The sequence below is a fragment of the Enterobacter cloacae complex sp. 277I4 genome (assembly GCF_050031465.1).
GTDB lineage: Bacteria > Pseudomonadota > Gammaproteobacteria > Enterobacterales > Enterobacteriaceae > Enterobacter > Enterobacter cloacae.
On record NZ_JBLGWC010000001.1, the window covers coordinates 849,141 to 873,797 of the forward strand.

At 55.7% G+C, this 24,657-nt stretch carries 20 protein-coding genes; 11 read left to right on the forward strand and 9 right to left on the reverse strand.

Annotated elements, in window-relative coordinates; all coding sequences use genetic code 11:
- Nucleotides 1-199: 199 nt before the first annotated feature.
- The 4 genes from fhuA to fhuB are packed head-to-tail and all read left to right on the forward strand — an operon-like array spanning nucleotide 200 to nucleotide 6,127.
- A complete protein-coding gene (gene fhuA / locus ACQG19_RS04015; protein ID WP_038981238.1) occupies nucleotides 200-2,410 on the forward strand; it encodes a ferrichrome porin FhuA in 2,211 nt (736 codons plus the stop codon).
- 50 nt (nucleotides 2,411-2,460) lie between these two features.
- Nucleotides 2,461-3,258 carry a Fe3+-hydroxamate ABC transporter ATP-binding protein FhuC gene (gene fhuC / locus ACQG19_RS04020; RefSeq protein WP_023620747.1) on the forward strand — a complete coding sequence of 266 codons (798 nt, stop codon included), beginning with the start codon at nucleotides 2,461-2,463 and terminating at the stop codon, nucleotides 3,256-3,258.
- A complete protein-coding gene (gene fhuD / locus ACQG19_RS04025) occupies nucleotides 3,258-4,148 on the forward strand; it encodes a Fe(3+)-hydroxamate ABC transporter substrate-binding protein FhuD (RefSeq protein WP_058679361.1) in 891 nt (296 codons plus the stop codon). The genes fhuC and fhuD overlap by 1 nt, the downstream gene beginning before the upstream one ends.
- Nucleotides 4,145-6,127 carry a Fe(3+)-hydroxamate ABC transporter permease FhuB gene (gene fhuB / locus ACQG19_RS04030; protein ID WP_013095640.1) on the forward strand — a complete coding sequence of 661 codons (1,983 nt, stop codon included), beginning with the start codon at nucleotides 4,145-4,147 and terminating at the stop codon, nucleotides 6,125-6,127. The genes fhuD and fhuB overlap by 4 nt, the downstream gene beginning before the upstream one ends.
- A gap of 94 nt (nucleotides 6,128-6,221) precedes the next feature.
- Here fhuB and hemL read toward each other — a convergent pair whose 3' ends face one another.
- Entirely contained in the window at nucleotides 6,222-7,502 is a 1,281-nt protein-coding gene (gene hemL, locus ACQG19_RS04035) for a glutamate-1-semialdehyde 2,1-aminomutase (RefSeq protein WP_246932882.1), read from the reverse strand.
- A gap of 177 nt (nucleotides 7,503-7,679) precedes the next feature.
- Here hemL and clcA point away from each other — a divergent pair, with 177 nt between their 5' ends.
- Both clcA and erpA read left to right on the forward strand, forming a co-directional pair.
- The gene (gene clcA, locus ACQG19_RS04040; protein WP_023620753.1) at nucleotides 7,680-9,080 is read left to right on the forward strand and encodes a H(+)/Cl(-) exchange transporter ClcA; all 1,401 of its coding nucleotides are present in this window, start codon (nucleotides 7,680-7,682) and stop codon (nucleotides 9,078-9,080) included.
- Nucleotides 9,081-9,165: 85 nt separating this feature from the next.
- Nucleotides 9,166-9,510 (forward strand): iron-sulfur cluster insertion protein ErpA, encoded by a 345-nt coding sequence (gene erpA / locus ACQG19_RS04045; RefSeq protein ID WP_013095643.1) that lies wholly within the window; start codon nucleotides 9,166-9,168, stop codon nucleotides 9,508-9,510.
- A 93-nt stretch (nucleotides 9,511-9,603) separates the two neighbouring features.
- Here the strand turns inward: erpA and ACQG19_RS04050 are convergent, their stop codons facing one another.
- Genes ACQG19_RS04050 through mtnN form a run of 3 tightly spaced genes read right to left on the reverse strand, consistent with a single transcriptional unit; the run spans nucleotide 9,604 to nucleotide 11,746 of the window.
- Nucleotides 9,604-10,227, reverse strand: coding sequence for a TRIC cation channel family protein (locus ACQG19_RS04050; RefSeq protein ID WP_013095644.1), 624 nt, complete (start codon nucleotides 10,225-10,227; stop codon nucleotides 9,604-9,606).
- A 27-nt stretch (nucleotides 10,228-10,254) separates the two neighbouring features.
- On the reverse strand, nucleotides 10,255-11,055 hold the full coding sequence (btuF, locus tag ACQG19_RS04055) for a vitamin B12 ABC transporter substrate-binding protein BtuF (protein ID WP_023620756.1): 801 nt from the start codon (nucleotides 11,053-11,055) through the stop codon (nucleotides 10,255-10,257).
- The gene (gene mtnN, locus ACQG19_RS04060) at nucleotides 11,048-11,746 is read right to left on the reverse strand and encodes a 5'-methylthioadenosine/S-adenosylhomocysteine nucleosidase (protein ID WP_222169222.1); all 699 of its coding nucleotides are present in this window, start codon (nucleotides 11,744-11,746) and stop codon (nucleotides 11,048-11,050) included. Before mtnN ends, btuF begins: the two co-directional genes overlap by 8 nt.
- An 82-nt stretch (nucleotides 11,747-11,828) precedes the next feature.
- Here mtnN and dgt point away from each other — a divergent pair, with 82 nt between their 5' ends.
- From dgt to cdaR, 3 genes are all read left to right on the forward strand, one after another.
- Nucleotides 11,829-13,343, forward strand: coding sequence for a dGTPase (dgt, locus tag ACQG19_RS04065; protein WP_013095647.1), 1,515 nt, complete (start codon nucleotides 11,829-11,831; stop codon nucleotides 13,341-13,343).
- A gap of 131 nt (nucleotides 13,344-13,474) precedes the next feature.
- Nucleotides 13,475-14,911: a serine endoprotease DegP gene (gene degP, locus ACQG19_RS04070; protein WP_013095648.1), complete on the forward strand. Its 1,437-nt coding sequence runs from the start codon at nucleotides 13,475-13,477 to the stop codon at nucleotides 14,909-14,911.
- A gap of 153 nt (nucleotides 14,912-15,064) precedes the next feature.
- The gene (gene cdaR / locus ACQG19_RS04075) at nucleotides 15,065-16,222 is read left to right on the forward strand and encodes a DNA-binding transcriptional regulator CdaR (RefSeq protein ID WP_013095649.1); all 1,158 of its coding nucleotides are present in this window, start codon (nucleotides 15,065-15,067) and stop codon (nucleotides 16,220-16,222) included.
- A gap of 91 nt (nucleotides 16,223-16,313) precedes the next feature.
- Here the strand turns inward: cdaR and ACQG19_RS04080 are convergent, their stop codons facing one another.
- The 5 genes from ACQG19_RS04080 to map form a co-directional block, all read right to left on the reverse strand.
- Entirely contained in the window at nucleotides 16,314-17,489 is a 1,176-nt protein-coding gene (locus ACQG19_RS04080; RefSeq protein ID WP_044157718.1) for an IS4 family transposase, read from the reverse strand.
- A gap of 125 nt (nucleotides 17,490-17,614) precedes the next feature.
- On the reverse strand, nucleotides 17,615-18,004 hold the full coding sequence (locus ACQG19_RS04085) for a DUF3461 family protein (RefSeq protein WP_008501916.1): 390 nt from the start codon (nucleotides 18,002-18,004) through the stop codon (nucleotides 17,615-17,617).
- Between the two features lie 111 nt (nucleotides 18,005-18,115).
- Nucleotides 18,116-18,940 carry a 2,3,4,5-tetrahydropyridine-2,6-dicarboxylate N-succinyltransferase gene (gene dapD, locus ACQG19_RS04090; protein ID WP_013095650.1) on the reverse strand — a complete coding sequence of 275 codons (825 nt, stop codon included), beginning with the start codon at nucleotides 18,938-18,940 and terminating at the stop codon, nucleotides 18,116-18,118.
- 32 nt (nucleotides 18,941-18,972) lie between these two features.
- Nucleotides 18,973-21,648: a bifunctional uridylyltransferase/uridylyl-removing protein GlnD gene (gene glnD, locus ACQG19_RS04095; protein WP_013095651.1), complete on the reverse strand. Its 2,676-nt coding sequence runs from the start codon at nucleotides 21,646-21,648 to the stop codon at nucleotides 18,973-18,975.
- Nucleotides 21,649-21,711: 63 nt separating this feature from the next.
- Nucleotides 21,712-22,506, reverse strand: coding sequence for a type I methionyl aminopeptidase (map, locus tag ACQG19_RS04100; RefSeq protein ID WP_013095652.1), 795 nt, complete (start codon nucleotides 22,504-22,506; stop codon nucleotides 21,712-21,714).
- A gap of 321 nt (nucleotides 22,507-22,827) precedes the next feature.
- Between map and rpsB the strand changes: the two genes are divergently transcribed.
- Both rpsB and tsf read left to right on the forward strand, forming a co-directional pair.
- Nucleotides 22,828-23,553 (forward strand): 30S ribosomal protein S2, encoded by a 726-nt coding sequence (gene rpsB, locus ACQG19_RS04105; protein ID WP_013095653.1) that lies wholly within the window; start codon nucleotides 22,828-22,830, stop codon nucleotides 23,551-23,553.
- Between the two features lie 117 nt (nucleotides 23,554-23,670).
- The gene (gene tsf, locus ACQG19_RS04110; protein WP_008501911.1) at nucleotides 23,671-24,522 is read left to right on the forward strand and encodes a translation elongation factor Ts; all 852 of its coding nucleotides are present in this window, start codon (nucleotides 23,671-23,673) and stop codon (nucleotides 24,520-24,522) included.
- Nucleotides 24,523-24,657: the final 135 nt, after the last annotated feature.

Consider the following 24,657-nt stretch of genomic DNA (forward strand, 5'->3'; position numbering starts at 1 on the left):
TTTACCCGTTTTCCCCATTTTATTAACCCTCGTTTTAATTCTGATTAACCCTTCGTTTTCTCCTGGTTATTTCTTAAACCCTTAATTCTCGTAGGGCCGCTTCCTGCTTGCTATGCAGCCAACGTTTCGCCTATTATGCTGCGGTCATAATAATAATTCTCGTTTACGTTATCATTCACTTTTCTATCAGAGATACACCATGGCGCTTTCCAATACTGCTCAGCCAATTAACACGTCGCTGCGTAAAATCGCAGTTGTCGTAGCCACAGCGGTTGCCGGCATGTCTGCTTATACCCATGCTGCCGAAACCCCGAAAAAAGAAGAAACCATCACTGTCACTGCCGCTCCGGCTGCACAGGAAAGTGCCTGGGGGCCTGCACCAACGATTGCGGCGAAACGTACCGCAACGGCAACCAAGACCGATACACCTATAGAAAAGACGCCGCAGTCGATTTCCGTCGTCACGCGTGAAGAAATTGACATGAAGCAGCCGGGAACGGTGAAGCAAGCGCTGGCTTATACGCCGAGCGTTTTTGCCACCCGCGGCGCCTCAACGACATATGATGTGGTGTCGATTCGTGGTTTCACCACTTCCAGCACCGTGAATACCAACCAGTATCTCGATGGGATGAAGCTGCAGGGCGATAACTATTCTGAAGCGTCCATGGATCCGTACTTCCTTGAGCGCGTGGAGCTGCTACGTGGCCCAACATCTGTACTGTACGGCAAAAGCCATCCGGGCGGTGTTGTGAGCATGGTCAGCAAGCGACCGACCACTGAGCCGCTGAAAGAAATTCAGTTCAAGATGGGCACCGATAACCTGTGGCAGACCGGGTTTGATTTCAGCGATGCAATTGATGATGACGGCGTGTGGTCATACCGCCTGACCGGTCTGGGACGTAGTGAAAATGCGCAGCAGGAGATGGCCAAATCCACCCGCTATGCCATTGCACCGGCTTTCAGCTGGCGTCCTGACGATAAAACCGATTTCACTTTCCTGAGCAACTTCCAGAGCGATCCGGATGCGGGCTATTACGGCTGGCTGCCGCGGGAAGGTACCGTTGTGCCTTACTATGATGCCAACGGTAAAGCGCACAAGCTGCCGACCAATTTCAACGAAGGGGAAGAGGACAATAAGATCGCCCGTCGCCAGAAAATGGTGGGATACAGCTTCTCGCATGCGTTTGATGACACCTTTACCCTGCGTCAAAACCTGCGCTACACCAAAATCAACACGCTGTATCGTTCCGTCTACGGCAACGGCTATATTGCCCCGGCGCAAATCAGCCGCGCGTATGTACGTTCAGACGAAGATCTCAACTCGTTCACCGTGGATACTCAGCTTCAGTCAAAATTCGCGACCGGCGCTGTGGATCATACCCTCTTAACCGGGGTCGATTACCTTCGTATGCGTAATGACATCAACGCAGACTACGGTACTGCCGATCCGATCAGCATGACAAAGCCTGCGTACGGCAATCCGAACGTCGATGTTTACTACCTGTACAAAGTGCTTAATCGTCAGGAACAAACTGGTCTGTACGCTCAGGATCAGGCTGAGTGGGATAAGTGGGTACTGACAATGGGTGGTCGCTATGATTTTGCGAAAACCTCTGCGCTGACCCGTACTACCGGTACTACCGCGGAAATTAACGATCAGGCATTCACCTGGCGTGGCGGGATTAACTACCTGTTCGACAACGGTATCACGCCGTACTTCAGCTATAGCGAATCATTCGAACCGATTTCGGGTACCACTCAGGGCGGAAAACCGTTCGATCCGGCACGCGGCAAGCAGTATGAAGCCGGTGTGAAATACGTACCGAAAGATCTGCCTGTTGTGGTCACGGCAGCGGTGTATCAGCTGACCAAAAACAATAATCTGACGGCCGATCCGGCCAACCCGACCAGCGGCTTCAGCGTACAAGGGGGCGAAATTCGTTCCCGTGGTGTTGAGCTGGAAGCGAAAGCGGCCGTATCAGCCAATGTGAACGTGACGGCCTCGTACAGCTTCACCGATGCGAAATACACTCACGATACCTGGTTTGAAGGCCGCCGCCCGGCGGAAGTGCCACGTAACATGGCCTCTCTGTGGGCGGATTACACCTTCCACGAGACGGCACTGAGCGGTCTGACGCTGGGGGCGGGTGCGCGCTATATCGGCAACACCGTTTCCTACTACTCCTCAACGTCTCCGAAAGCCTACGAATCGTTTAACGTCGCGGGTTACGCGCTGGCGGACGCGACGGTGAAATACGATCTGGCGCGTTTTGGGCTGCCAGGCTCTTCAGTTGGCGTTAACGTGAACAATATCTTTGACCGCGAGTACGTTTCCAGCTGCTATAGCGAATACGCATGCTACTGGGGAGCAGGACGTCAGGTTGTGGCTACCGCGACCTTCCGCTTCTAATCTCTCTTCGGGCACGGTTCGCCGTGCCCTTTTTATTTAAGTTGGCTGATATGCAGGATAATAAAACGCAATCCGATACCACCTTTACGCTCAATCAACTCTCCTTTCGTGTTCCCGGGCGCACCTTGCTGCATCCGCTCTCGTTGACGTTCCCCGCAGGTAAAGTTACCGGCTTGATTGGTCACAATGGTTCCGGTAAATCGACGTTACTTAAAATGCTGGGCCGTCATCAGCCGCCTTCTGAAGGGGATATTTTGCTGGACGAACAGCCTCTGGAGAGCTGGAGCAGTAAAGCCTTTGCGCGCAAAGTCGCCTATCTGCCGCAGCAATTGCCTCAGGCGGAAGGGATGACGGTGCGTGAGCTGGTGGCAATCGGGCGTTATCCGTGGCATGGCGCACTCGGGCGCTTCGGTGTCGCCGACAGAGAAAAAGTGGAAGAAGCGATTGCGCTGGTAGGATTAAAGCCGCTGGCGCACCGTCTGGTTGACAGCCTTTCCGGGGGCGAACGTCAGCGAGCCTGGATTGCGATGCTGGTCGCGCAGGACAGCCGCTGCCTGCTGCTCGACGAACCCACTTCCGCACTGGATATTGCTCACCAGGTTGATGTTCTCGCGCTGGTTCATCGCCTGAGCCAGCAGCGTGGCCTGACGGTTATTGCGGTGCTGCACGATATCAACATGGCGGCGCGCTATTGTGATTATCTTGTCGCTCTTCGCGGCGGGGAGATGATTGCCGAGGGTTCGCCGTCTGAACTGATGCGGAGCGAAACGCTGGAACACATCTACGGTATTCCTATGGGGATCCTGCCTCATCCTGGCGGGGCTGCTCCGGTGAGCTTTGTTTACTGATGCTGAATTCTACCTTGTTGAGCCGCCGTCGCCTGCTGACGGCCATGGCACTTTCACCGCTGCTGTTAAAGATGAACCTCGCGCGGGCTGCTGCCGTCGATCCGCACCGTATTGTGGCGCTGGAGTGGCTGCCTGTTGAACTGATGATGGCGCTGGGCGTCACGCCGTATGGCGTGGCCGATATTCCCAACTACCGGCTGTGGGTGAACGAGCCGGCGCTACCCGATTCGGTCATTGATATTGGTTTGCGTACGGAGCCTAACCTTGAGCTGCTGACGCAGATGAAGCCGTCATTTCTGTTCTGGTCCGCGGGGTATGGCCCGTCAGAAGAGACAATGGCGCGTATTGCCCCTGGGCGGGGGTTCTCCTTCAGTGACGGTAAAAAACCGCTGACGATGGCGAAAAAATCCATCAACGAGATGGCGCATTTCCTCAACCGTGAGGCGGAAGCCAAACAACATTTCGCAGAGTTTGATGCTCTGATTGACGCCCTGAAGCCGCGTTTTGCCCATCGCGGAGACCGCCCGCTGCTGATGGTGACGCTGCTGGATGCGCGCCATATGCTGGTCTTCGGCAAAAACTGTCTGTTCCAGGAAGTGCTCGATAGCTTTGGCATTCCTAATGCCTGGGAAGGGGAGATGACCTTCTGGGGCAGCACCGCCGTCGGTATCGACCGTCTGGCGGCGTTCCGCGATGTGGACGTATTGTGCTTCGATCACGGCAACGAGCGTGAAATGCAGGCGCTGATGGCGACACCGTTGTGGCAGGCGATGCCGTTCGTGCGTGAGCAACGCTTTACGCGTGCACCGGCGGTCTGGTTCTACGGCGCGACGCTGTCGGCCATGCACTTCGCCCGGGTGCTGGATAACGCGCTGGGGGGAAAAGCATGAGTACGCGTATTGCCCGTTTCCCGGCGCTGTTGCTGGCTCTGATTTTCCTGACCGCGCTGGCTTTGACCTGGTTTAACCTCTCGACCGCCTTACCGCGCGGGCAGTGGGGCGCGGCCCTGGCTGCGCCGGATATCGATAATATTCAGCAAATGCTGTTCCACTACAGCCTGCTGCCGCGTCTGGCGATTTCGCTGCTGGTCGGGGCCGGGTTAGGGCTGGTGGGCGTCCTGTTCCAGCAGGTTTTGCGTAACCCGCTGGCCGAGCCTACAACGCTTGGCGTCGCGACCGGTGCCCAGCTTGGGATCACGGTGACCACGCTGTGGGCACTGCCTGGGGCGTTAACCTCGCAGTTTGCCGCGCTTGCGGGCGCGTGCGTGGTAGGCGCGCTGGTCTTCGGCGTGGCGTGGGGGAAACGCCTCTCGCCAGTGACGCTGATCCTCGCAGGGCTGGTGGTGAGCCTCTACTGTGGGGCAATCAACCAGCTGCTGGTGCTGTTTCATCACGATCAGCTGCAAAGCATGTTTCTGTGGAGTACCGGCACGCTGACCCAGACCGACTGGAGTATTGTGCAGCGTCTGTGGCCGCAGCTTGTTGGCGGCGCCATGTTGACGCTGCTGTTGTTACGTCCGCTGACGCTGATGGGGCTGGATGACGGTGTAGCCCGCAATCTGGGGCTGGCGCTCTCCCTGGCGCGTCTGGCGGCGCTGACGCTGGCGATTGTCCTCAGCGCATTGCTGGTTAATGCGGTTGGGATTATCGGCTTTATCGGGCTGTTTGCCCCGCTGCTGGCAAAAATGCTCGGTGCGCGTCGCCTGCTGGCGCGACTGCTGCTGGCCCCGCTAATTGGAGCGCTGATCCTCTGGCTTTCCGATCAAATCATTCTCTGGCTGGCGCGTGTCTGGATGGAAGTCTCTACCGGGTCGGTAACGGCACTGGTTGGCGCGCCGCTGTTGCTGTGGCTGTTGCCACGTCTGCGCAGCATGAGCGCTCCCGCGATGGACGCTGGGGATAAAGTTTATGCCGAGCGTCAGTCGGTGCTGTGGTTCAGCCTCGCCGGGCTGGCGGTGCTGATTATCGTCTCGTTTGTGGCGCTTGCTTTCGGGCGCGATGCGACGGGCTGGCACTGGGCAACGGGCGATTTGCTCCAGGAACTGCTGCAGTGGCGCTGGCCGCGGATCCTCTCGGCGTTGATTGCCGGGGTGATGCTGGCGGTCGCGGGCTGTATTATCCAGCGCCTGACCGGCAACCCGATGGCCAGCCCGGAAGTGCTGGGTATCAGTTCGGGAGCCGCGTTTGGCGTGGTGCTGATGCTGTTCCTTGTGCCGGGAAATGCCTTTGGCTGGCTGATGCCTGCCGGAAGCATCGGGGCGGCGGTGACGCTGATGATTATCCTGATTGCGTCAGGCCGCGGCGGGTTTTCGCCTCACCGGATGCTGCTGGCCGGGATGGCGCTCAGCACCGCCTTTACCATGCTGCTGATGATGCTGCAGGCGAGCGGCGATCCGCGGATGGCGAAGATCCTGACCTGGATCTCCGGCTCAACGTACAACGCCACCGGCAGTCAGGTGGTGCATTCCGGGATCGTAATGATCGTGCTGCTGGCGATTGTGCCCCTGTGCCGCCGCTGGATGACGATCCTGCCGCTGGGGGGCGAAACCGCACGTGCGGTCGGCATGGCGTTAACGCCAACGCGCGTCGCGCTGTTACTGCTGGCGGCGTGCCTGACGGCCACGGCCACCATGACCATTGGTCCACTGAGTTTTGTTGGGTTGATGGCGCCGCATATCGCCAGAATGATGGGATTCCGTCGGACGATGCCGCATATCGTGATGTCTGCCCTGACGGGCGGGGTGATGCTGGTGGTGGCGGACTGGTGCGGAAGAATGGTGCTGTTCCCGTATCAGATCCCGGCGGGTTTGCTGTCGACCTTTATCGGCGCGCCGTATTTTATTTATCTGTTGAGAAAGCAGAGTCGGTAATAAAAGTAAACGTCAATCCTAAGATTGACGTTTTAGGGGTTGCTCCCTCTCCCACGGGGAGAGGGCCGGGGTGAGGGCATCACGCCGCACGTGCTTACAACTTCGCAAACACCTTACGCGCCGCGTCGATGGTGTTATTGATATCCTCTTCGCTGTGCGCGACGGACATAAAGCCAGCTTCAAAAGCAGACGGTGCCAGGTAGACACCTTCTTCCAGCATCAGGTGGAAGAAACGCTTGAAGCGTTCAACGTCGCACTTCACCACGTCCTGATAGCTTGTCACTGTTTGGGCTTCCGTGAAGAAGATCCCGAACATCCCGCCCACGTGGTTTACCACCAGCGGAATACCCGCCTCTTCAGCCGCTTCCAGCAGACCGTTTGCCAGCTGCGTCGTGCGCTCAGTCAGGGTTTCGTGAATGCCAGGCTGGGAGACTTCTGTCAGGCAGGCGAAGCCCGCCGCCATAGCAATCGGGTTACCGGAGAGCGTACCCGCCTGGTAAACCGGCCCCGTTGGTGCCAGGACTTCCATCACATCCTTGCGCCCCCCGAACGCGCCCACCGGCATACCGCCGCCGATGATTTTGCCGAGACAGGTCAGATCCGGCTCTACGCCGTAATAAGACTGGGCACCCGCGAGCGCAACGCGGAAACCGGTCATCACTTCGTCGATAATCAGCAGCGCGCCAAATTCATCGCACAGGGCGCGCAGGCCCGGCAGGAAATCGGGCTGCGGTGGAATGCAGTTCATGTTGCCCGCAACCGGCTCAACGATGATGCAGGCGATCTCCTGTGGATACTGCTCGAATGCCGCACGAACGGTGTTCAGATCGTTATAGGTGCAGGTCAGGGTGTGTTTCGCGAAATCAGCCGGTACGCCCGGGGAGTTTGGCTGGCCAAGGGTCAGTGCGCCGGAACCCGCTTTCACCAGCAGGCAGTCCGCATGGCCGTGGTAGCAGCCTTCAAATTTGATGATTTTGTCACGACCGGTAAAGCCGCGCGCCAGACGAATAGCGCTCATGGTGGCTTCGGTACCGGAGTTCACCATACGCACCATGTCCATGGTTGGCACCAGCTCGGTCACCAGCTCCGCCATTTTGACTTCCATCTCGGTAGGCGCGCCGAAGCTCAGGCCGCGCTGGGCCGCTTCAATCACCGCATTGCGGATGGCAGGGTGGTTGTGACCCAGCACCATCGGGCCCCAGGAGCCGACGTAATCGATATAGGCCTTGCCGTCGACATCAAACAGGTACGCGCCATCAGCACGTTCAATAAACAGCGGCGTTCCGCCTACGCCGGTAAAGGCGCGAACAGGCGAGTTCACGCCGCCCGGGATAAGCTCGCGGGCTGCACTGTAGAGGTTTTCAGACTTGCTCATGGCGTCGTTCCTGGTTCGTATAAAATGATTAAGCACACTATTCTAAGTGATCCGCGGAAGGTAATGAAATTTTTGCCCCCTTTCATTGCTAAACAATTTTTAAGTATTTTTCACGGGACGACCTGATGCACTCTGGTAAAATCCCTGCGGCGATTTGTATGACGAAAAGACATGGTAATGAAAGCAGACTCTCCCTCTTTTGAAGAACAACAATTCCGGCGCGCGCAACACCGGATCAGCATCCGGCGCTTGCTTAACCGCGATAAGACACCGCTGGCAATTTTACTGGCCGCCGCTGTAGTCGGTACGCTCGCCGGGCTGGCGGGCGTCGCCTTTGAAAAGGCAGTCAATGCGGTGCTGAACTGGCGTATTGGTACGGTGGCCGGTTTCGCCGACAAAGGATGGCTGGTCTGGGTCTGGGCGTTCGGGTTGTCCGCGCTATTTGCCATGGTGGGCTACTTTCTGGTGCGTAAATTTGCGCCGGAAGCGGGCGGTTCCGGGATCCCTGAAATTGAAGGCGCGCTGGAAGAGCTGCGCCCGGTGCGCTGGTGGCGCGTCATCCCGGTGAAGTTTATCGGCGGCATGGGAACGCTTGGTGCGGGTATGGTGCTGGGCCGAGAGGGGCCAACCGTGCAGTTGGGCGGGAACGTCGGGCGCATGGTGGGGGATCTGTTCCGGATGCGCAGCGCGGAAGCGCGCCATACGCTGCTGGCGACAGGTGCCGCAGCGGGGCTTTCGGCGGCGTTTAACGCGCCGCTGGCGGGGATCCTGTTTATCATCGAAGAGATGCGCGCCCAGTTCCGTTACAACCTTATCTCGATCAAAGCGGTCTTTACCGGTGTGATCATGTCGAGCATTGTGTTTCGCATTTTCAATGGCGAAAGCCCGGTGATCGAAGTGGGCAAACTGACCAATGCGCCGGTCAACACGCTGTGGCTGTACCTGATCCTCGGCATGATATTCGGCATTGTCGGCCCGCTGTTTAACACCTTTATTCTGCGTATGCAGGATATGTTCCAGCGCATCCACGGCGGGAATACCACGAAGTGGGTGTTGATGGGCGGTCTGCTGGGCGGCCTGTGCGGCGTGCTGGGGTTCATTGAACCGAACGCGGCGGGGGGCGGGTTCGGGCTGATCCCGATTGCGGCTGCGGGCAACTTCAGCGTGGGTCTGCTTCTGTTTATGTTTATTTCTCGCGTCATCACGACGGTGCTCTGTTTTTCCTCCGGCGCGCCTGGCGGTATCTTTGCTCCGATGCTGGCGCTGGGAACGCTGCTTGGTACTGCCTTTGGCATGGCCGCTGAGGTCAGTTTTCCGGCATACCATCTGGATGCGGGCACCTTTGCCGTTGCCGGAATGGGGGCGCTGCTGGCGGCCTCCCTGCGCGCGCCGCTCACCGGCATCGTGCTGGTGCTGGAGATGACGGATAATTACCAGCTCATTTTGCCAATGATCATTACCTGTCTCGGCGCGACACTATTAGCCCAATTCCTGGGTGGAAAACCGCTATACTCCACCATTCTTGCACGCACCCTGGCGAAGCAGGAGGCAGAACGGGCCGCAATGCAGAATACTTGAATGAATTACCAGGGTATTAGATAATGACAAAAAGAATTGGGTGAATTTTACCCAATTGCAGTAGCAGTATTCATGGGAGCATAAGATGAGTGATGACGTAGCGTTGCCGCTGGAGTTTACCGAAGCAGCAGCCAACAAAGTGAAAACCCTGATTGCCGACGAAGACAATCCGGATCTGAAACTGCGTGTCTATATTACCGGTGGCGGCTGCAGCGGCTTCCAGTATGGTTTTACCTTTGACGACCAGGTTAACGACGGCGATATGACTATCGAGAAACAGGGCGTCGCGCTGGTGGTTGACCCGATGAGCCTGCAATATCTGGTGGGCGGTTCGGTAGATTACACAGAAGGTCTGGAAGGTTCACGCTTTGTGGTGACGAACCCAAATGCCACCAGCACCTGCGGGTGTGGGTCTTCGTTCAGTATTTAAGCGGGGGCGGGCTGATGCCCTCACACCGGCCCTCTCCCACAGGGAGAGGGAGAAAAGATTAAAAACGGTAACCTTGCGGTTACCGTTTTGCGTTTATCTTCCATTCTCATCCAGCGCGAACGTCGGCAATTTAAGGTGCCAGCGTATCGCCGCCAGACGTATCGCCAGCGTCACCACCATTCCCAGCATGGCTGAATTTTCCAGCGGTATCGCAAAGGTATAGTACGCCGTGGCGTGTACAATCCCGCCAATAATGCAGGCCGTAGCATAGATTTCGGTACGCAGGATCATCGGCACTTCTCGTGCCAGAATATCGCGAATAATCCCGCCGCCTACGCCAGTCAGCACGCCCATGCAGATGGCAACCATGGGCCCTGTACCCGCATTAAAGGCTTTATTCACCCCAATGCCGACAAACACAGCCAGCCCGACGGCATCCAGCACCGGGAGGATCCATTTTGGTAAGCGGCGGGGCTGGCGAACCAGCACGATGGTTAACAGGCAGGTGACCATCGCCACCACCAGATCGGTGGGATCTTTCACCCAAAATACCGGGCCATTATCCAGCGCCATATCGCGGATCGTTCCACCGCCTACGGCGGTCACCACGCCAAGCACCAGCACGCCAAACGGATCCATGCGCAGCTTTCCGGCGAGCAGGACGCCGGAGATAGCAAAAACGGCTGTGCCAAGAATATCCAGCCAATAAACGAGCATCGTTAAATCCTCGAGGGGGGTCTTATGTTAATGACTCTCGGCCAGTGCGGCACAGAGTTGTTTTGCGGCGAGGATAATACGCGGGCTGGCGCGTTCAAACCAGTCGCTGGTGAGGGGGATCACCGGAATTTTTAGCTGGCTTTGCCAGAATTGTTCAATTTTAGGAATCTCGCTCGCATTTCCGACCACAACGATCGCCTGTGGTCGGCGAGCCAGTACCTGTTCCCGGCTGACCTGAGGCCACGGTATCCGGCTGGCCGCAAAGATATTTTCTCCGCCGCACACTTCCAGGACCTGATTCTGAATGGAGCCTTTCCCGGTGGTGAACAGCGGCTGGCTGCCAAACTGCAAAAAGATGCGCTTTTTAACGGGGGTATCGTATTTTGCTTTGAGTGCCGCATAGTCGCTGAGCAGTTGTTTTGCCGCATCCTCGGCTTTGGCCGGGGTTGGGCTGTAGGGCGCCAGAGCGCGTAACGCCTGAGCGACCTGCTCAATGCTCACGGCATCCACCCACATGACCTTGATCCCAAGCGACGTCAGTTGATTAACCTGCCGCTCTGCATTGCCGCCACGCCAGGCGAGCACGAGATCGGGCTTAAGCGCCACGATGCGCTCAAGGTTCATCCCTTGCCAGGTTGCGACCTGTTCAATATGCGCGGCCTGCGGTGGGTAATTGGAAAAGCTGCTTACACCAACCGGGGTGATACCGGCAGCAAACGCCAGTTCGGTGTTAGCGGGGGAGAGGGTAATCACACGCGGCGCGGCGCAGAGCCAGGCCGGTGCGAGCAGAAGCAGGGCGACCAGCGCCCTGATGGCATGTTTAGCCACGAGCCAGTTTCTGCACAAGGCTCTCCACCATCACGGTGGACTGTTTTGCCGCGACAACCAGGAATTCGTCGAAGCTGATATGAGACTGCTGATCGGCCACGTCAGAGATGGCGCGGACCACCACGAACGGGACGTTGAAAGTATGGCAAACGTGGGCAATCGCGGTCGCTTCCATCTCAACGGCGATAGCCTGCGGGAAGTTGTGACGGATTTTTGCCAGGCCGACGGAGCCATTGATGAAGGCATCACCGCTCACAATCAGGCCGCGTACGGCGTTGAGGTTCAGCTCAGCAATGCACTCTTCTGCCGCCGCAACCAGCTTATCGTCGGCCTTAAAGCCGGCCGGGCAACCTGGAAGCTGACCGTATTCGTAGCCGAATGCGGTAACGTCTGCGTCGTGGTAACGCGCTTCATCGGAGACGACGATATCACCCACTTTCAGGGTCGGTGCCAGACCGCCCGCAGAGCCGGTGTTAACGATCACGTCTGGTTTGCAGCGCTCAAGCAACAGCGTTGCGCCCAGCGCAGCAGCAACCTTACCGATGCCTGATTTCAGCAGAGCCACGTCAACACCGTTCAGTTGACCGGTATAGATCTCACACCCCCCCAGAGAGAGAGTCTGACGGTTCTCAATTTTGTCACGCAGCAGCGTAACTTCTTCTTCCATTGCACCAATAATGCCGATTTTCATAGATTTACTCGCGATGTGCCTTGTTAAGATGCATAGTCTATCATGCGCTTAAGGGGAAACGCATTCTCACGCGGGGGAGCACATGTCACAGATCGATTTTCGCACCAAAATTAACTGGCACCGACGTTTCCGTTCGCCGCAGGGTGAAAAGAGCGAACATGAGATCCTGCGTATCTTCGAAAGCGATCGCGGGCGGATCATTAACTCGCCTGCCATTCGTCGTCTGCAGCAAAAGACCCAGGTGTTTCCGCTTGAGCGTAACGCTGCCGTGCGCACACGCCTTACCCACTCAATGGAAGTTCAGCAGGTGGGGCGCTACATTGCCAAAGAGATTTTAAGCCGTCTCAAAGAGCAGCGCTTGCTGGAAACCTACGGTCTGGATGAGTTGACCGGGCCCTTTGAAAGTATTGTTGAGATGGCCTGCCTGATGCACGACATCGGCAACCCGCCGTTTGGTCACTTTGGCGAGGCGGCGATCAACGACTGGTTCAGGCAGCGACTCTTCCCGTCGGATGCCGTCAGCCAGCCGCTCAGTGATGACCGCTGCGTGGTGCGGGATTTACGCCTGCGTGAAGGCGAAGACGGGCTAAACGATCTGCGTCGTAAGGTGCGTCAGGATCTCTGTCATTTTGAAGGCAATGCGCAGGGGATACGGCTGGTGCACTCCCTGATGCGCATGAATCTGACCTGGGCACAGGTGGGATGCATCCTCAAATATACCCGTCCCGCCTGGTGGATGGGCGAAACGCCCGCTTCGCACAGCTATCTGATGAAAAAGCCGGGCTATTACCTCTCCGAAGAGGCCTATATCGAGCGGTTACGTAAAGAACTTTCATTGACTGCAAATGGCCGCTTCCCGTTGACGTGGATTATGGAAGCCGCCGATGACATCTCCTATTGCGTTGCTGACCTGGAAGACGCGGTTGAAAAAAGAATATTTAGCGTAGAGGAGCTTTATCAGCATCTTTATGATGCATGGGGGAAACATGAAAAAGGTTCGCTGTTTGCCCAGGTGGTTGAAAATGCCTGGGAAAAATCGCGTGCAAATACATTAAGCCGGAGCACCGAAGATCAGTTCTTTATGTATTTGCGGGTCAATACATTAAATAAACTGGTGCCTTACGCCGCCTCGCGCTTTATTGATAATTTGCCGATGATTTTTAGCGGCGAGTTCAATCATGCCTTGCTGGAGGATGACAGTAGCTTCAGCCAGTTGCTTGAGTTATATAAACATGTCGCGATGCGTCATGTATTCAGCCACCCGGATGTTGAACAGTTAGAGCTGCAGGGATACCGGGTAATCAGCGGCTTACTGGAAATATATCGCCCTCTGCTGCAATTGTCGGTCGATGAATTCAGCGAGCTGGTGGAACAAGAGCGCGTGCGACGAATACCGATTGAGTCCCGGCTTTATCAGAAACTTTCTACCCGTCATCGTCTGGCTTACGTTGAAGCCATCGGCAAACTGGATCGCCACTCACCGCAGTGGCCGGTGCTCGAATATTATTATCGCTGTCGTCTCATCCAGGACTATATCAGCGGAATGACCGATTTGTATGCCTGGGATGAGTACCGCAAGCTGATGGCGGTGGAATAATCCCGGAGTTTTGTAAAGACGACCAATAAATTTTTACTTTTTCCATAAACTTATCGCCGGAACTAAGCGGTATAAAACGAATCTGAGTTACACAGCAATTTTGCGTTATCTGTAAATCGAGATTGAGAAACATGAAAAAAACCACATTAGCAATGAGTGCACTGGCTCTGAGTTTAGGTTTAGCGCTGTCTCCTCTGACTGCTACTGCAGCCGAGACCGCGTCGTCGGCAGCAACCGCGCAGCAGATGCCAAGCCTGGCACCGATGCTCGAAAAAGTGATGCCATCGGTGGTGAGTATTAACGTTGAGGGCAGCACGACCGTCAATACGCCGCGTATGCCGCGTAACTTCCAGCAGTTCTTCGGCGATAACTCGCCGTTCTGCCAGGACGGTTCGCCATTCCAGAGTTCTCCGTTCTGTCAGGGCGGTGGCGCAGGGGATGACGGCCAGGGCGGCGGCCAGCAGCAGAAATTCATGGCGCTTGGCTCGGGGGTTATTATTGATGCCGCGAAAGGGTATGTCGTCACCAATAACCACGTGGTGGATAACGCCAACAGCATTAAGGTTCAGCTGAGCGACGGGCGTAAATTTGACGCCAAAGTGGTGGGCAAGGACCCACGCTCTGATATCGCACTGATCCAGATTCAGGATCCTAAAAACCTGACGGCGATTAAAATTGCCGACTCCGACGCGCTGCGTGTCGGTGACTACACCGTGGCCATCGGTAACCCGTTCGGTCTGGGCGAAACCGTGACCTCGGGGATTGTTTCTGCGCTGGGCCGTAGCGGCCTGAACGCGGAGAACTATGAAAACTTCATCCAGACGGATGCAGCGATCAACCGCGGTAACTCCGGCGGTGCGCTGGTGAACCTGAACGGTGAGCTGATTGGTATTAACACTGCCATCCTGGCACCGGACGGCGGCAACATCGGTATCGGTTTTGCTATCCCAAGTAATATGGTGAAAAACCTGACCGCGCAGATGGTGCAGTACGGCCAGGTGAAACGCGGTGAGCTGGGTATCATGGGTACTGAGCTGAACTCTGAGCTGGCGAAAGCGATGAAAGTTGACGCCCAGCGCGGCGCGTTCGTGAGCCAGGTTATGCCGAACTCCTCCGCAGCAAAAGCGGGGATTAAAGCCGGGGATGTGATCACCTCCCTGAACGGTAAACCGATCAGCAGTTTTGCCGCCCTGCGTGCCGAAGTGGGTTCAATGCCAATTGGCAGCAAAGTCACCCTCGGCCTGCTGCGTGACGGTAAGGCGGTTAACGTGAGTCTGGAGCTGCAGCAGAGCAGTCAGAATCAGGTTGATTCCAGCACCATCTTCAGCGGTATTGAAGGGGCGGAGATGAGCAACAAAGGTGCAGATAAAGGCGTGGTGGTGAATAACGTGAAAGCGAATTCCCCGGCAGCCCGTATCGGCCTGAAAAAAGGTGATGTGATCATGGGTGCTAACCAGCAGCCAGTGAAAAACATCGCTGAACTGCGTAAAATTCTCGACAGCAAACCATCCGTGCTGGCGCTGAATATTCAGCGTGGTGATACTTCTATCTATCTTCTGATGCAGTAATCCTCGTAAGCCCCTGCGTGATGTAAGCAGGGGCTTTTTTGTTTCTGTGACCCTTCCCACAAGTCCATACTTCACTGCCTGATTTTGTGCATTCGCACAATGCGGCCGTAACCGAACTCCCCTATGCTTGAGCTCTGCTCACAGGAGGGTTACATGGCTGGCTGGCATCTTGATACCAAAATGGCGCAGGATATCGTGGCGCGCACCATGCGCATCATCGATACCAATATCAACGTAATGGATGCCCGCGGGCGCATTATTGGCAGCGGCGATCGCGAGCGTATTGGGGAATTGCACGAAGGTGCACTGCTGGTGCTTTCCCAGGGGCGGGTCGTGGATATCGATGATGCCGTGGCGAAACACCTGCACGGCGTCCGTCAGGGCATCAATTTACCGCTGCGCCTTGAAGGGGAAATTGTTGGCGTAATAGGCCTGACCGGTGAACCCGAATCACTGCGTAAATATGGCGAGCTGGTCTGCATGACGGCGGAGATGATGCTGGAGCAGTCGCGCCTGATGCACCTGCTGGCCCAGGACAGCCGTCTGCGCGAAGAGCTGGTGATGAATCTGATTCAGGCAGAGGAGCATACGCCTGCGCTGAGCGAGTGGGCGCAGCGTCTGGGTATTGACCTGAACCAACCGCGCGTCGTGGCGGTGATTGAGGTGGATAGCGGCCAACTGGGGGTCGATAGCGCGATGGCTGAATTGCAGCAGCTACAAAACGCGCTGGCAACGCCGGAGCGCGACAACCTGGTGGCGATTGTATCCCTGACGGAAATGGTGGTACTCAAGCCGGCGCTTAACGCGTTCGGTCGCTGGGATGCGGAAGATCACCGTCGTCGTGTGGAGCAGTTAATTTCCCGTATGAAAGAGAATGGTCAGCTGCGTTTTCGCGTCGCCCTGGGGAATTACTTTACCGGGCCTGGCAGTATCGCCCGCTCATGGCGTACGGCGCGTACCACGATGATGGTGGGTAAACAGCGAATGCCGGAAAGCCGCAGCTATTTTTATCAGGATCTGATGCTGCCGGTACTGCTCGACAGCCTGCGCGGTGGCTGGCAGGCCAATGAGCTGGCGCGTCCGCTCGCGCGTCTGAAAGCGATGGACAACAATGGCCTGCTGCGCCGGACGCTACAGGCGTGGTTCCGGCATAACGTGCAGCCGCTGGCGACGTCGAAAGCGCTGTTCATTCACCGCAACACGCTGGAGTATCGGCTCAACCGGATTTCGGAGCTGACAGGGCTGGATCTGGGAAGTTTTGACGACAGGCTGCTGCTGTATGTGGCGTTGCAGCTGGATGAACAGCGATGATGCTGTTTGCCGGGTGGCGGCTTCGCCTTACCCGGCCTACATGATGGTTTTCTCCCTCTCCCTGTGGGCTGAGGGATCCCCAGTAATATGGTCATGTCACCATGACCATATTACTGTACTCTTTTCCCAGCTTTTTCATCTCGTTAACTATATTCAGGCGTCTTACTTTCCCGGGCTCATGCCGGATGACTTCTTCTGCCAGACTCAGGTATGACAGAACCCGTCTGTGCCTGATGCTGCTTGCCTGATAGTGCCAGTGTAAACACTGCCTTTCTGCCCTGTAACCTGCCAGCCACATCACCAGGCTTGCCATTGCCGCGACCATATTCAGCACTTCCAGTCGCCCTTTTCCCTGACTCCGGCTCAGCCTCAGACCGAACCCGAAGCGTGGACTTTTGTCGTCCCGGAAGTTTTGTTCTATCTGCATTCTGCGGCTGTACAGGGCCATTATCTGGTGCGGCTCCAGTCCCTCTGCATTACTGAACAGCAGCCAGGGCTCCCGCGCGCTACTGCGGTGTTCCCGCTGTGTTTTCGGCATCCCCCCTTTTCCCTGACGCCCTGCGTCAGGGCGCTTATGCAGATAGAACCGGCCGTAACAGGGCGTTCGTGGTTTACGGGACAGGACACCGTAACCCACGCAGACCGGTTGTCCGGTAGCCTCAAGCTCACTGATTTTCATCCATTTTTTATCTCCGTCCAGCCGGAAGCTGATGCAGCCCCTGACCCTGCCGGTGAAGCTCCAGCCCAGCTGGCTGACATGCCGGAACCAGTCTGTCCGGAAGCCTGCATCCGTAATGATGGTGACGGCTTTATCTTTCGGGATGGCATCATGCAGGCGGTCAAGGAAGCGGCACTGTACATCGCTGTTCTGCGCCAGCTCTGCGGGGACAACCTCACTCATAAGCGGCAGTGAGCGACCATTACAGACCAGGCTTGCCCGCAGAAGATACCAGTTCCTGTCATGCCAGCCTGTCCAGTCGACAGCAATCACACAGAAGGGCATCAGGGAGGTGATGGTATGTGTGAGCAGGTGCTGAATACGGGGAATATCCCGGTGAAGGGCGGTATTACCCAGGGCACGGTCAACACGTTTAATTTTATTTTTGACGTGCGCTCTGCCGGGAAGAGTGCGACCAAGGCTGGTCAGGGTCAGATCCGCACCGTGCGTGAGGGCAACGGCCATGGAAACAAGGACATTAATCCGGAAGCTGTGAACATCCGGTAAAGACGCGGAGAAAAATTTCTGGCAGACTGTCTGTAAAGGCACGATGAGGTCTCTTCTGATTTGTTAGCGCAACCAGTAGATCACACTTCATCGTGCTTTTCATTTTTCTGGGGAACCCTCAGCCCTGTGGGAGAGGGCCGGGGTGAGGGCATCAGGCCGCACCCAACTTATTTGTTACGCGTTAATTTCTCAAGATCCGCTTCAATCTCGCTGATCTTATTAGTCACAACGCTTTCAAGGTGACGCAGATCGTCAAGGATCTTACGCTTGAGATCGACTTCGGTACGGTCGCGCTGGCAGATCTGATCGAGTTCATCGATCACATAGCGCAGGTTGGGGCTGATTTCCTGAACCTCTTTGTATCCCTGTCCTACACCGTCTGCGACGACGGTCTTACGCTGGCGTGGATATTTAAACTTCACGCTCTTGGCGAAAAACTCTCCTTTGTCCTTGTGAAAATAGATTTTTAAAATGTCGTTGTTGGCTTCCTGGCGAAGGCTGTAACGATCAATTTCATCAGGATTGGTAATGCCCAGACTTTTCAGATTATCGTACATAGCGGTACCCTTGATCTCAACATAACCTTTGAATAATTAACGAAAAAATCTATTTTCGCCACCCTCAGATATGAAAAAAGCGGGGTTGCCCCCGCTTTTTGTTATATCCGATTAATCGATGGTGCGCAGCAATTCGTTGATGCCCACTTTACCGCGGGTTTTCGCGTCCACTTTCTTCACGATAACCGCACAGTACAGGCTGTACTTACCATCTTTAGACGGCAGGTTGCCGGAAACAACCACGGAGCCTGCCGGAACACGGCCGTAATGGATTTCGCCGGTTTCACGGTCATAAATACGGGTGCTCTGACCGATGTAAACGCCCATAGAGATTACTGAGCCTTCTTCAACGATCACGCCTTCTACCACTTCAGAGCGCGCGCCGATGAAGCAGTTGTCTTCGATGATGGTTGGGTTAGCCTGCAGGGGTTCCAGTACGCCACCGATGCCGACGCCGCCGGACAGGTGAACGTTTTTACCGATCTGCGCGCAGGAGCCCACGGTAGCCCAGGTATCCACCATGGTGCCTTCGTCTACATAGGCACCGATGTTTACGTAGGACGGCATCAGTACGGTGTTACGGGCGATGAACGCGCCCTGACGCACCGCAGCAGGTGGCACTACGCGGAAGCCTTCTTTCTGGAAACGCGCTTCGTCGTAATCAGCGAATTTCATTGGCACTTTATCGAAGTAGCGGCTTTCAGCTCCGTCGATAACCTGGTTATCGTTGATACGGAAAGAGAGCAGCACGGCTTTCTTCAGCCATTGATGAGTGACCCACTGACCGTCGATTTTTTCTGCTACACGCAGCGCGCCGGAATCCAGCAGAGAAATCACCTGGTTAACCGCTTCGCGGGTAACGGTATCCACATTTGCCGGGGTAATCTCGGCGCGACGCTCAAAAGCGGACTCAATAACGTTCTGTAACTGCTGCATTGTTTACTCTTTCCATTTCACTAAAAAACACGTCACCCTTTATCGTTTGGATTGAGGGCTGCTGTCAACCGTTGTTGCACTTCAAGTTGCAGGTCATTATTAAGGGCACGCCGGTCCGCTGTTGCGATTATAAATAAATCTTCTACTCGCTCGCCAATGGTTGTAATTCGGGCCCCGTGAAGCGAAATTCCCAGATCGGCAAAGACCTGGCCGACGCGGGCGAGCAGACCTGGCTGATCCAGGGCAATGAGCTCCAGGAACGATTTACGATCGGTGTGGGTTGGCAGGAAATTGACCTCGGTATCGACGGTAAAGTGGCGCAGTTTAGCGGGCTGACGACGCGGCTGCGGCGGCTGCCAGCTGCGCTGAGTGATGGCCTGCTCCAGACCAAAACGTATCCCCTCATGACGATCCGACGACAGCGGGCTGCCGTCCGGCTCCAGCACAATAAAGGTGTCCATCGCCATGCCGTCCCGGGTGGTGAAAATCTGCGCGTCGTGCACGCTCAGGTTTCGTCTGTCCAGTTCAGCGCATACCGCAGCAAACAGATAAGGGCGGTCCGGGCTCCAGATAAAGATCTCGGTACCACCGCGCGTCGCCTGCGGGCTGAGCAGGATCATCGGCTGCGACAAATCATGCTGCAGCAGATGCCGCGCATGCCAGGCGAGCTGGTTTGGACTGTGACGGACAAAGTAGTTGGCACGACAGCGGGCCCAAATCTGATGCAACGCCTCTTCATCAATGTTGTCCATCCGCAGCAGGGCCAGAGCCTGCAACTGATGGTGGCGCACGCGCTCGCGCATGTCGGGCGTGTTTTGCATTCCGCGGCGCAGCTGTTTTTCGGTCGCAAAGTACAGTTCACGCAGCAGGCTCTGCTTCCAGCTGTTCCACAGCGTTTCGTTGGTGGCGCAGATATCGGCCACCGTCAGGCAGACCAGATAGCGCAGACGGTTTTCTGTTTGTACCTCTTCTGCAAACTGCTTGATCACTTCAGGGTCCTGAATGTCACGACGCTGTGCGGTGACCGACATCAGCAGGTGATGGCGCACCAGCCAGGCCACCAGCTGTGTTTCACGTGAGTTCAGACCGTGCAGTTCGGCAAATTTCAGCACGTCCTGCGCGCCGAGCACCGAGTGGTCACCGCCGCGGCCTTTGGCGATATCGTGGAACAGGGCGGCAATCAGGATCAGCTCCGGATGGGTCAGCCGTGGCCACAGCTCAACGCACAGCGGGTGGCGGGAGCGCGTCTCTTCTTTCGCAAAACTCTCCAGCTTGAGCATGACGCGGATCGTGTGTTCATCCACCGTATAGGCATGGAACAGATCGAACTGCATCTGCCCGACAATGTGCGACCATTGCGGCATATAGGCCCACAGTACGCTGTGACGGTGCATTGGCAGCAGCCCGCGACTGACGGCGCCCGGATGGCGGAGCATGCTCAGGAACAGCGAACGCGCTTCCGGGATATAGCACAGCGGCTGCGTCAGATGGCGGCGCGCATGGCGCAAATGGCGCAGGGTGGTGGAGTAGATCCCGGTGATCGTGCTGTTGCGGACCATGGTATAGAACATCCGCAGGATCGCTTCCGGCTCGCGCATAAACAGCGTTTCGTCGCGCAGATCGATAAGCGTACCGCGTAGCTGAAACTCGTCATCAATGGGGCGCGGTTTTTCGTCGGCCGTCAGCGCCAGAATAGCTTCGTCGAACAGCTGCAATAGCATCTGGTTGAGTTCGGTAACGCGTCGGGTCACGCGGAAGAAATCCTTCATCATGTGCTCAACCGGTTCGTTACCCTCGCCGCTGTAGTGAAGGCGCTGGGCCACGCTGAGCTGGCGGTCGAACAACAGACGGTTATCGTAGCGATTAAGTTCAAGATGGAGGGCAAAACGAATGCGCCACAGTAGATGCAGACACTCGTTGAGCTCGTTTCGCTCGGCTTCGGTTAAAAAGCCAAAACCCACCATTTCATCCAGCGAGGTGGCGCCAAAGTGGCGACGGGCTACCCACTGTAATGTGTGGATATCGCGCAGGCCGCCGGGGCTGCTTTTGATATCCGGTTCAAGGTTATAGCTTGTGCCGTGATAGCGCTGGTGGCGCTGATTTTGTTCCTCAACCTTAGCGGCGAAGAACTTTTCTGATGGCCAGAAGCCGTCGCTGAAAATGTGTTTTTGCAGTTCCAGGAACAGCGCGACATCGCCGATCAGCAGGCGGGTTTCAATCAGGTTGGTGGCAACGGTCAGATCCGATAGCCCCTCCAGCAGGCACTCTTCCAGGGTGCGTACGCTGTGGCCGACTTCCAGCTTCACATCCCAGAGCAGCGTCAGCAGTTCGCCAATCTTCTGCGCCTGTTCGTCCGGCAGTTTTTTGCGGCTTAAGATCAGCAGGTCAATATCGGAAAGCGGATGCAGCTCACCGCGGCCATAGCCCCCGACGGCAACCAGCGCCACGTCGCTGACCTGCCCGAACCCGTACTCAATCCACAGGCGTTGCAGAAGCTGGTCAATAAATTCGGTGCGCGCTTCAATGAGCTGTTCGGCGGAAATGCCCGCATCAAACGCGCTTCCCAGCCAGCGCTGGAAGACATCCATATGGGCTTTGATGCCGGCACAGCTCAGCTCGTGCTGCGGCCAGACGCCCGGGTTATCGGGCTGGTCGGGGAGGGTGGGAAGTGCTGTGTTAGCATACTGTTCGGGTAATAGATTACTCATCGTGTGCCACCCATAAGAAAAAGCTATCGCCATTAAAAAAGCCGGCATTTGCCGGCTTTTTTATCATTCATCGTGCGTCAGTATTGCCGGGATGGTGTCATCCTTGCGCAACGTCATAATTTCGCAGCCGTTGTCTGTTACCACAATAGTATGCTCGTACTGTGCAGACAAGCTTCTGTCTTTGGTTTTCACCGTCCAGCCATCTTTCATGGTACGGATACGGTAGTCACCCGCGTTGACCATCGGCTCGATGGTGAAGGTCATCCCTTTTTGCAGCACCACGCCGCCGTCATCCGCATCGTAGTGCAGAACCTGCGGCTCTTCGTGGAAGACGCGGCCAATGCCGTGGCCACAATATTCGCGAACCACGGAGAAACCTTCCGCTTCGACAAACTTCTGGATAGCGGCACCAATGGTGCGCAGGCGAATGCCCGGTTTCACCATCTTCAGCGCCAGGTAGAGGCTCTCCTGCGTCACTTTACACAGGCGCTCACCCAGGATGGTTGGCTTGCCCACGATAAACATCTTCGAGGTGTCACCGTGGTAATCATCTTTAATGACGGTGACGTCGATGTTGACGATGTCGCCATCTTTCAGCAGTTTTTCGTCATCCGGAATACCGTGGCACACCACTTCATTTATAGAAATGCAGACGGATTTCGGGAAACCGTGGTAGCCGAGGCAGGCGGAGACCGCGTGCTGCTCGTTAACGATATAGTCGTTACAGATGCGGTCCAGCTCGCCGGTGCTGACGCCCGGTTTCACGAACGGCTCGATCATTTCCAGCACTTCCGCGGCCAGACGACCGGCGACGCGCATCTTTTCAATTTCTTCAGGGGTCTTAATAGAGATAGCCATGTAATCTGTCCATCGGTGTCGATTTTTTCGACAATACTAGTCTAAGTACCGTCAATGGTATCAGTCAGGCGCACCCCGTGCCAAACTGAGAATCATTAACAGCACACTACGCCAACAATTATTGGTTTCTGGTCGTGATTTGTGGTATAAAGCGCGCCGGACTTCCGATCCATCTCAGATACACAGGCTGGACGGGAGCGATATATCTCACTTTGTGTAACAACACACACGTATCGGCACATATTCCGGGGTGCCCTTCGGGGTCGGTAATATGGGATACGTGGAGGCATAACCCCAACTTTCAATATAGAGGTTTTAAACATGGCAACTGTTTCCATGCGCGACATGCTCAAGGCTGGTGTTCACTTCGGTCACCAGACCCGTTACTGGAACCCGAAAATGAAGCCTTTCATCTTCGGCGCGCGTAACAAAGTTCACATCATCAACCTTGAGAAAACTGTACCAATGTTCAACGAAGCCCTGGCTGAGCTGAACAAGATCGCTTCCCGTAAAGGTAAGATTCTGTTCGTTGGTACTAAGCGCGCTGCAAGCGAAGCTGTGAAAGATGCTGCTAACAGCTGCGACCAGTTCTTCGTGAACCATCGCTGGTTGGGCGGCATGCTGACCAACTGGAAAACTGTTCGTCAGTCCATCAAGCGCCTGAAAGATCTGGAAACCCAGTCTCAGGACGGTACTTTCGACAAGCTGACTAAGAAAGAAGCGCTGATGCGCACTCGTGAGCTGGACAAGCTGGAAAACAGCCTGGGCGGTATCAAAGATATGGGCGGCCTGCCAGACGCGCTGTTCGTAATCGATGCAGACCACGAGCACATCGCAATCAAAGAAGCTAACAACCTGGGTATCCCGGTATTCGCTATCGTTGATACCAACTCCGATCCGGACGGTGTTGACTTCGTTATCCCGGGTAACGACGACGCAATCCGTGCTGTTAGCCTGTACCTGAGCGCTGTAGCTGCTACCGTTCGTGAAGGCCGTTCCCAGGATCTGGCTTCTCAGGCGGAAGAAAGCTTCGTAGAAGCTGAATAATAAGGTTTCACCCCTTATTAGTACCGTGTATGAATAGGGGCCCATTATCGGCCCCTTTTTTCAATTTATACTGTTTGGCCGCAGGCCGGGCAGTTCACATCTCCCGAGGATTTAAGAATGGCTGAAATTACCGCATCCCTGGTAAAAGAGCTGCGCGAGCGTACTGGCGCAGGCATGATGGATTGCAAAAAAGCGCTGACTGAAGCGAACGGCGACATCGAGCTGGCAATCGAAAACATGCGTAAATCCGGTGCGATCAAAGCAGCTAAAAAAGCAGGCAACGTTGCTGCTGACGGCGTGATCATCACTAAAATCGATGGCAACTACGGCATCATTCTGGAAGTTAACTGCCAGACTGACTTCGTTGCTAAAGATGGTGGTTTCCAGGCATTTGCTAACAAAGTTCTGGACGCAGCTGTTGCTGGCAAAATCACTGACGTTGAAGTTCTGAAAGCACAGTTCGAAGAAGAACGTGTTGCGCTGGTTGCTAAAATCGGTGAGAACATCAACATCCGTCGCGTAGCGTCCCTGGAAGGCGACGTTCTGGGTTCTTACCAGCACGGTGCGCGTATCGGTGTTCTGGTTGCGGCTAAAGGCGCTGACGAAGAGCTGGTTAAACAGCTGGCAATGCACATCGCTGCAAGCAAACCAGAATTCGTTAAGCCAGAAGACGTGTCTGCTGAAGTGGTAGAGAAAGAGTACCAGGTTCAGCTGGACATCGCGATGCAGTCTGGTAAGCCAAAAGAAATCGCAGAGAAAATGGTTGAAGGCCGCATGAAGAAATTCACCGGCGAAGTTTCTCTGACTGGCCAGCCTTTCGTTATGGATCCAAGCAAATCCGTTGCTCAGCTGCTGAAAGAGCACAACGCTGACGTAACTGGCTTCATCCGCTTCGAAGTGGGCGAAGGCATCGAGAAAGTTGAGACTGACTTCGCAGCAGAAGTTGCTGCAATGTCCAAGCAGTCTTAATGATGAAAAAGGAGCCGCCTGAGGGCGGCTTCTTTTTGTCACCCGTCAGACGAAAATCAGACAGGATCCCGTATCGCTGTGCTGGTATGCGACTTACTATGTCGCCAGAATTAACCCCCATCTTAATCGTTGACA

What these genes read in the sequence shown, in the direction of transcription:
- ACQG19_RS04085 (WP_008501916.1), bottom strand. Translation starts at nt 18,004, where the DNA reads ATGTACGATAATCTGAAAAGTCTGGGCATTACCAATCCTGATGAAATT.
- cdaR (WP_013095649.1), top strand. Translation starts at nt 15,065, where the DNA reads ATGGCTGGCTGGCATCTTGATACCAAAATGGCGCAGGATATCGTGGCG.
- dapD (WP_013095650.1), bottom strand. Translation starts at nt 18,940, where the DNA reads ATGCAGCAGTTACAGAACGTTATTGAGTCCGCTTTTGAGCGTCGCGCC.
- fhuC (WP_023620747.1), top strand. Translation starts at nt 2,461, where the DNA reads ATGCAGGATAATAAAACGCAATCCGATACCACCTTTACGCTCAATCAA.
- rpsB (WP_013095653.1), top strand. Translation starts at nt 22,828, where the DNA reads ATGGCAACTGTTTCCATGCGCGACATGCTCAAGGCTGGTGTTCACTTC.
- map (WP_013095652.1), bottom strand. Translation starts at nt 22,506, where the DNA reads ATGGCTATCTCTATTAAGACCCCTGAAGAAATTGAAAAGATGCGCGTC.
- clcA (WP_023620753.1), top strand. Translation starts at nt 7,680, where the DNA reads ATGAAAGCAGACTCTCCCTCTTTTGAAGAACAACAATTCCGGCGCGCG.
- hemL (WP_246932882.1), bottom strand. Translation starts at nt 7,502, where the DNA reads ATGAGCAAGTCTGAAAACCTCTACAGTGCAGCCCGCGAGCTTATCCCG.
- glnD (WP_013095651.1), bottom strand. Translation starts at nt 21,648, where the DNA reads ATGAGTAATCTATTACCCGAACAGTATGCTAACACAGCACTTCCCACC.
- dgt (WP_013095647.1), top strand. Translation starts at nt 11,829, where the DNA reads ATGTCACAGATCGATTTTCGCACCAAAATTAACTGGCACCGACGTTTC.
- fhuB (WP_013095640.1), top strand. Translation starts at nt 4,145, where the DNA reads ATGAGTACGCGTATTGCCCGTTTCCCGGCGCTGTTGCTGGCTCTGATT.
- mtnN (WP_222169222.1), bottom strand. Translation starts at nt 11,746, where the DNA reads ATGAAAATCGGCATTATTGGTGCAATGGAAGAAGAAGTTACGCTGCTG.
- fhuD (WP_058679361.1), top strand. Translation starts at nt 3,258, where the DNA reads ATGCTGAATTCTACCTTGTTGAGCCGCCGTCGCCTGCTGACGGCCATG.
- fhuA (WP_038981238.1), top strand. Translation starts at nt 200, where the DNA reads ATGGCGCTTTCCAATACTGCTCAGCCAATTAACACGTCGCTGCGTAAA.
- ACQG19_RS04050 (WP_013095644.1), bottom strand. Translation starts at nt 10,227, where the DNA reads ATGCTCGTTTATTGGCTGGATATTCTTGGCACAGCCGTTTTTGCTATC.
- erpA (WP_013095643.1), top strand. Translation starts at nt 9,166, where the DNA reads ATGAGTGATGACGTAGCGTTGCCGCTGGAGTTTACCGAAGCAGCAGCC.
- degP (WP_013095648.1), top strand. Translation starts at nt 13,475, where the DNA reads ATGAAAAAAACCACATTAGCAATGAGTGCACTGGCTCTGAGTTTAGGT.
- tsf (WP_008501911.1), top strand. Translation starts at nt 23,671, where the DNA reads ATGGCTGAAATTACCGCATCCCTGGTAAAAGAGCTGCGCGAGCGTACT.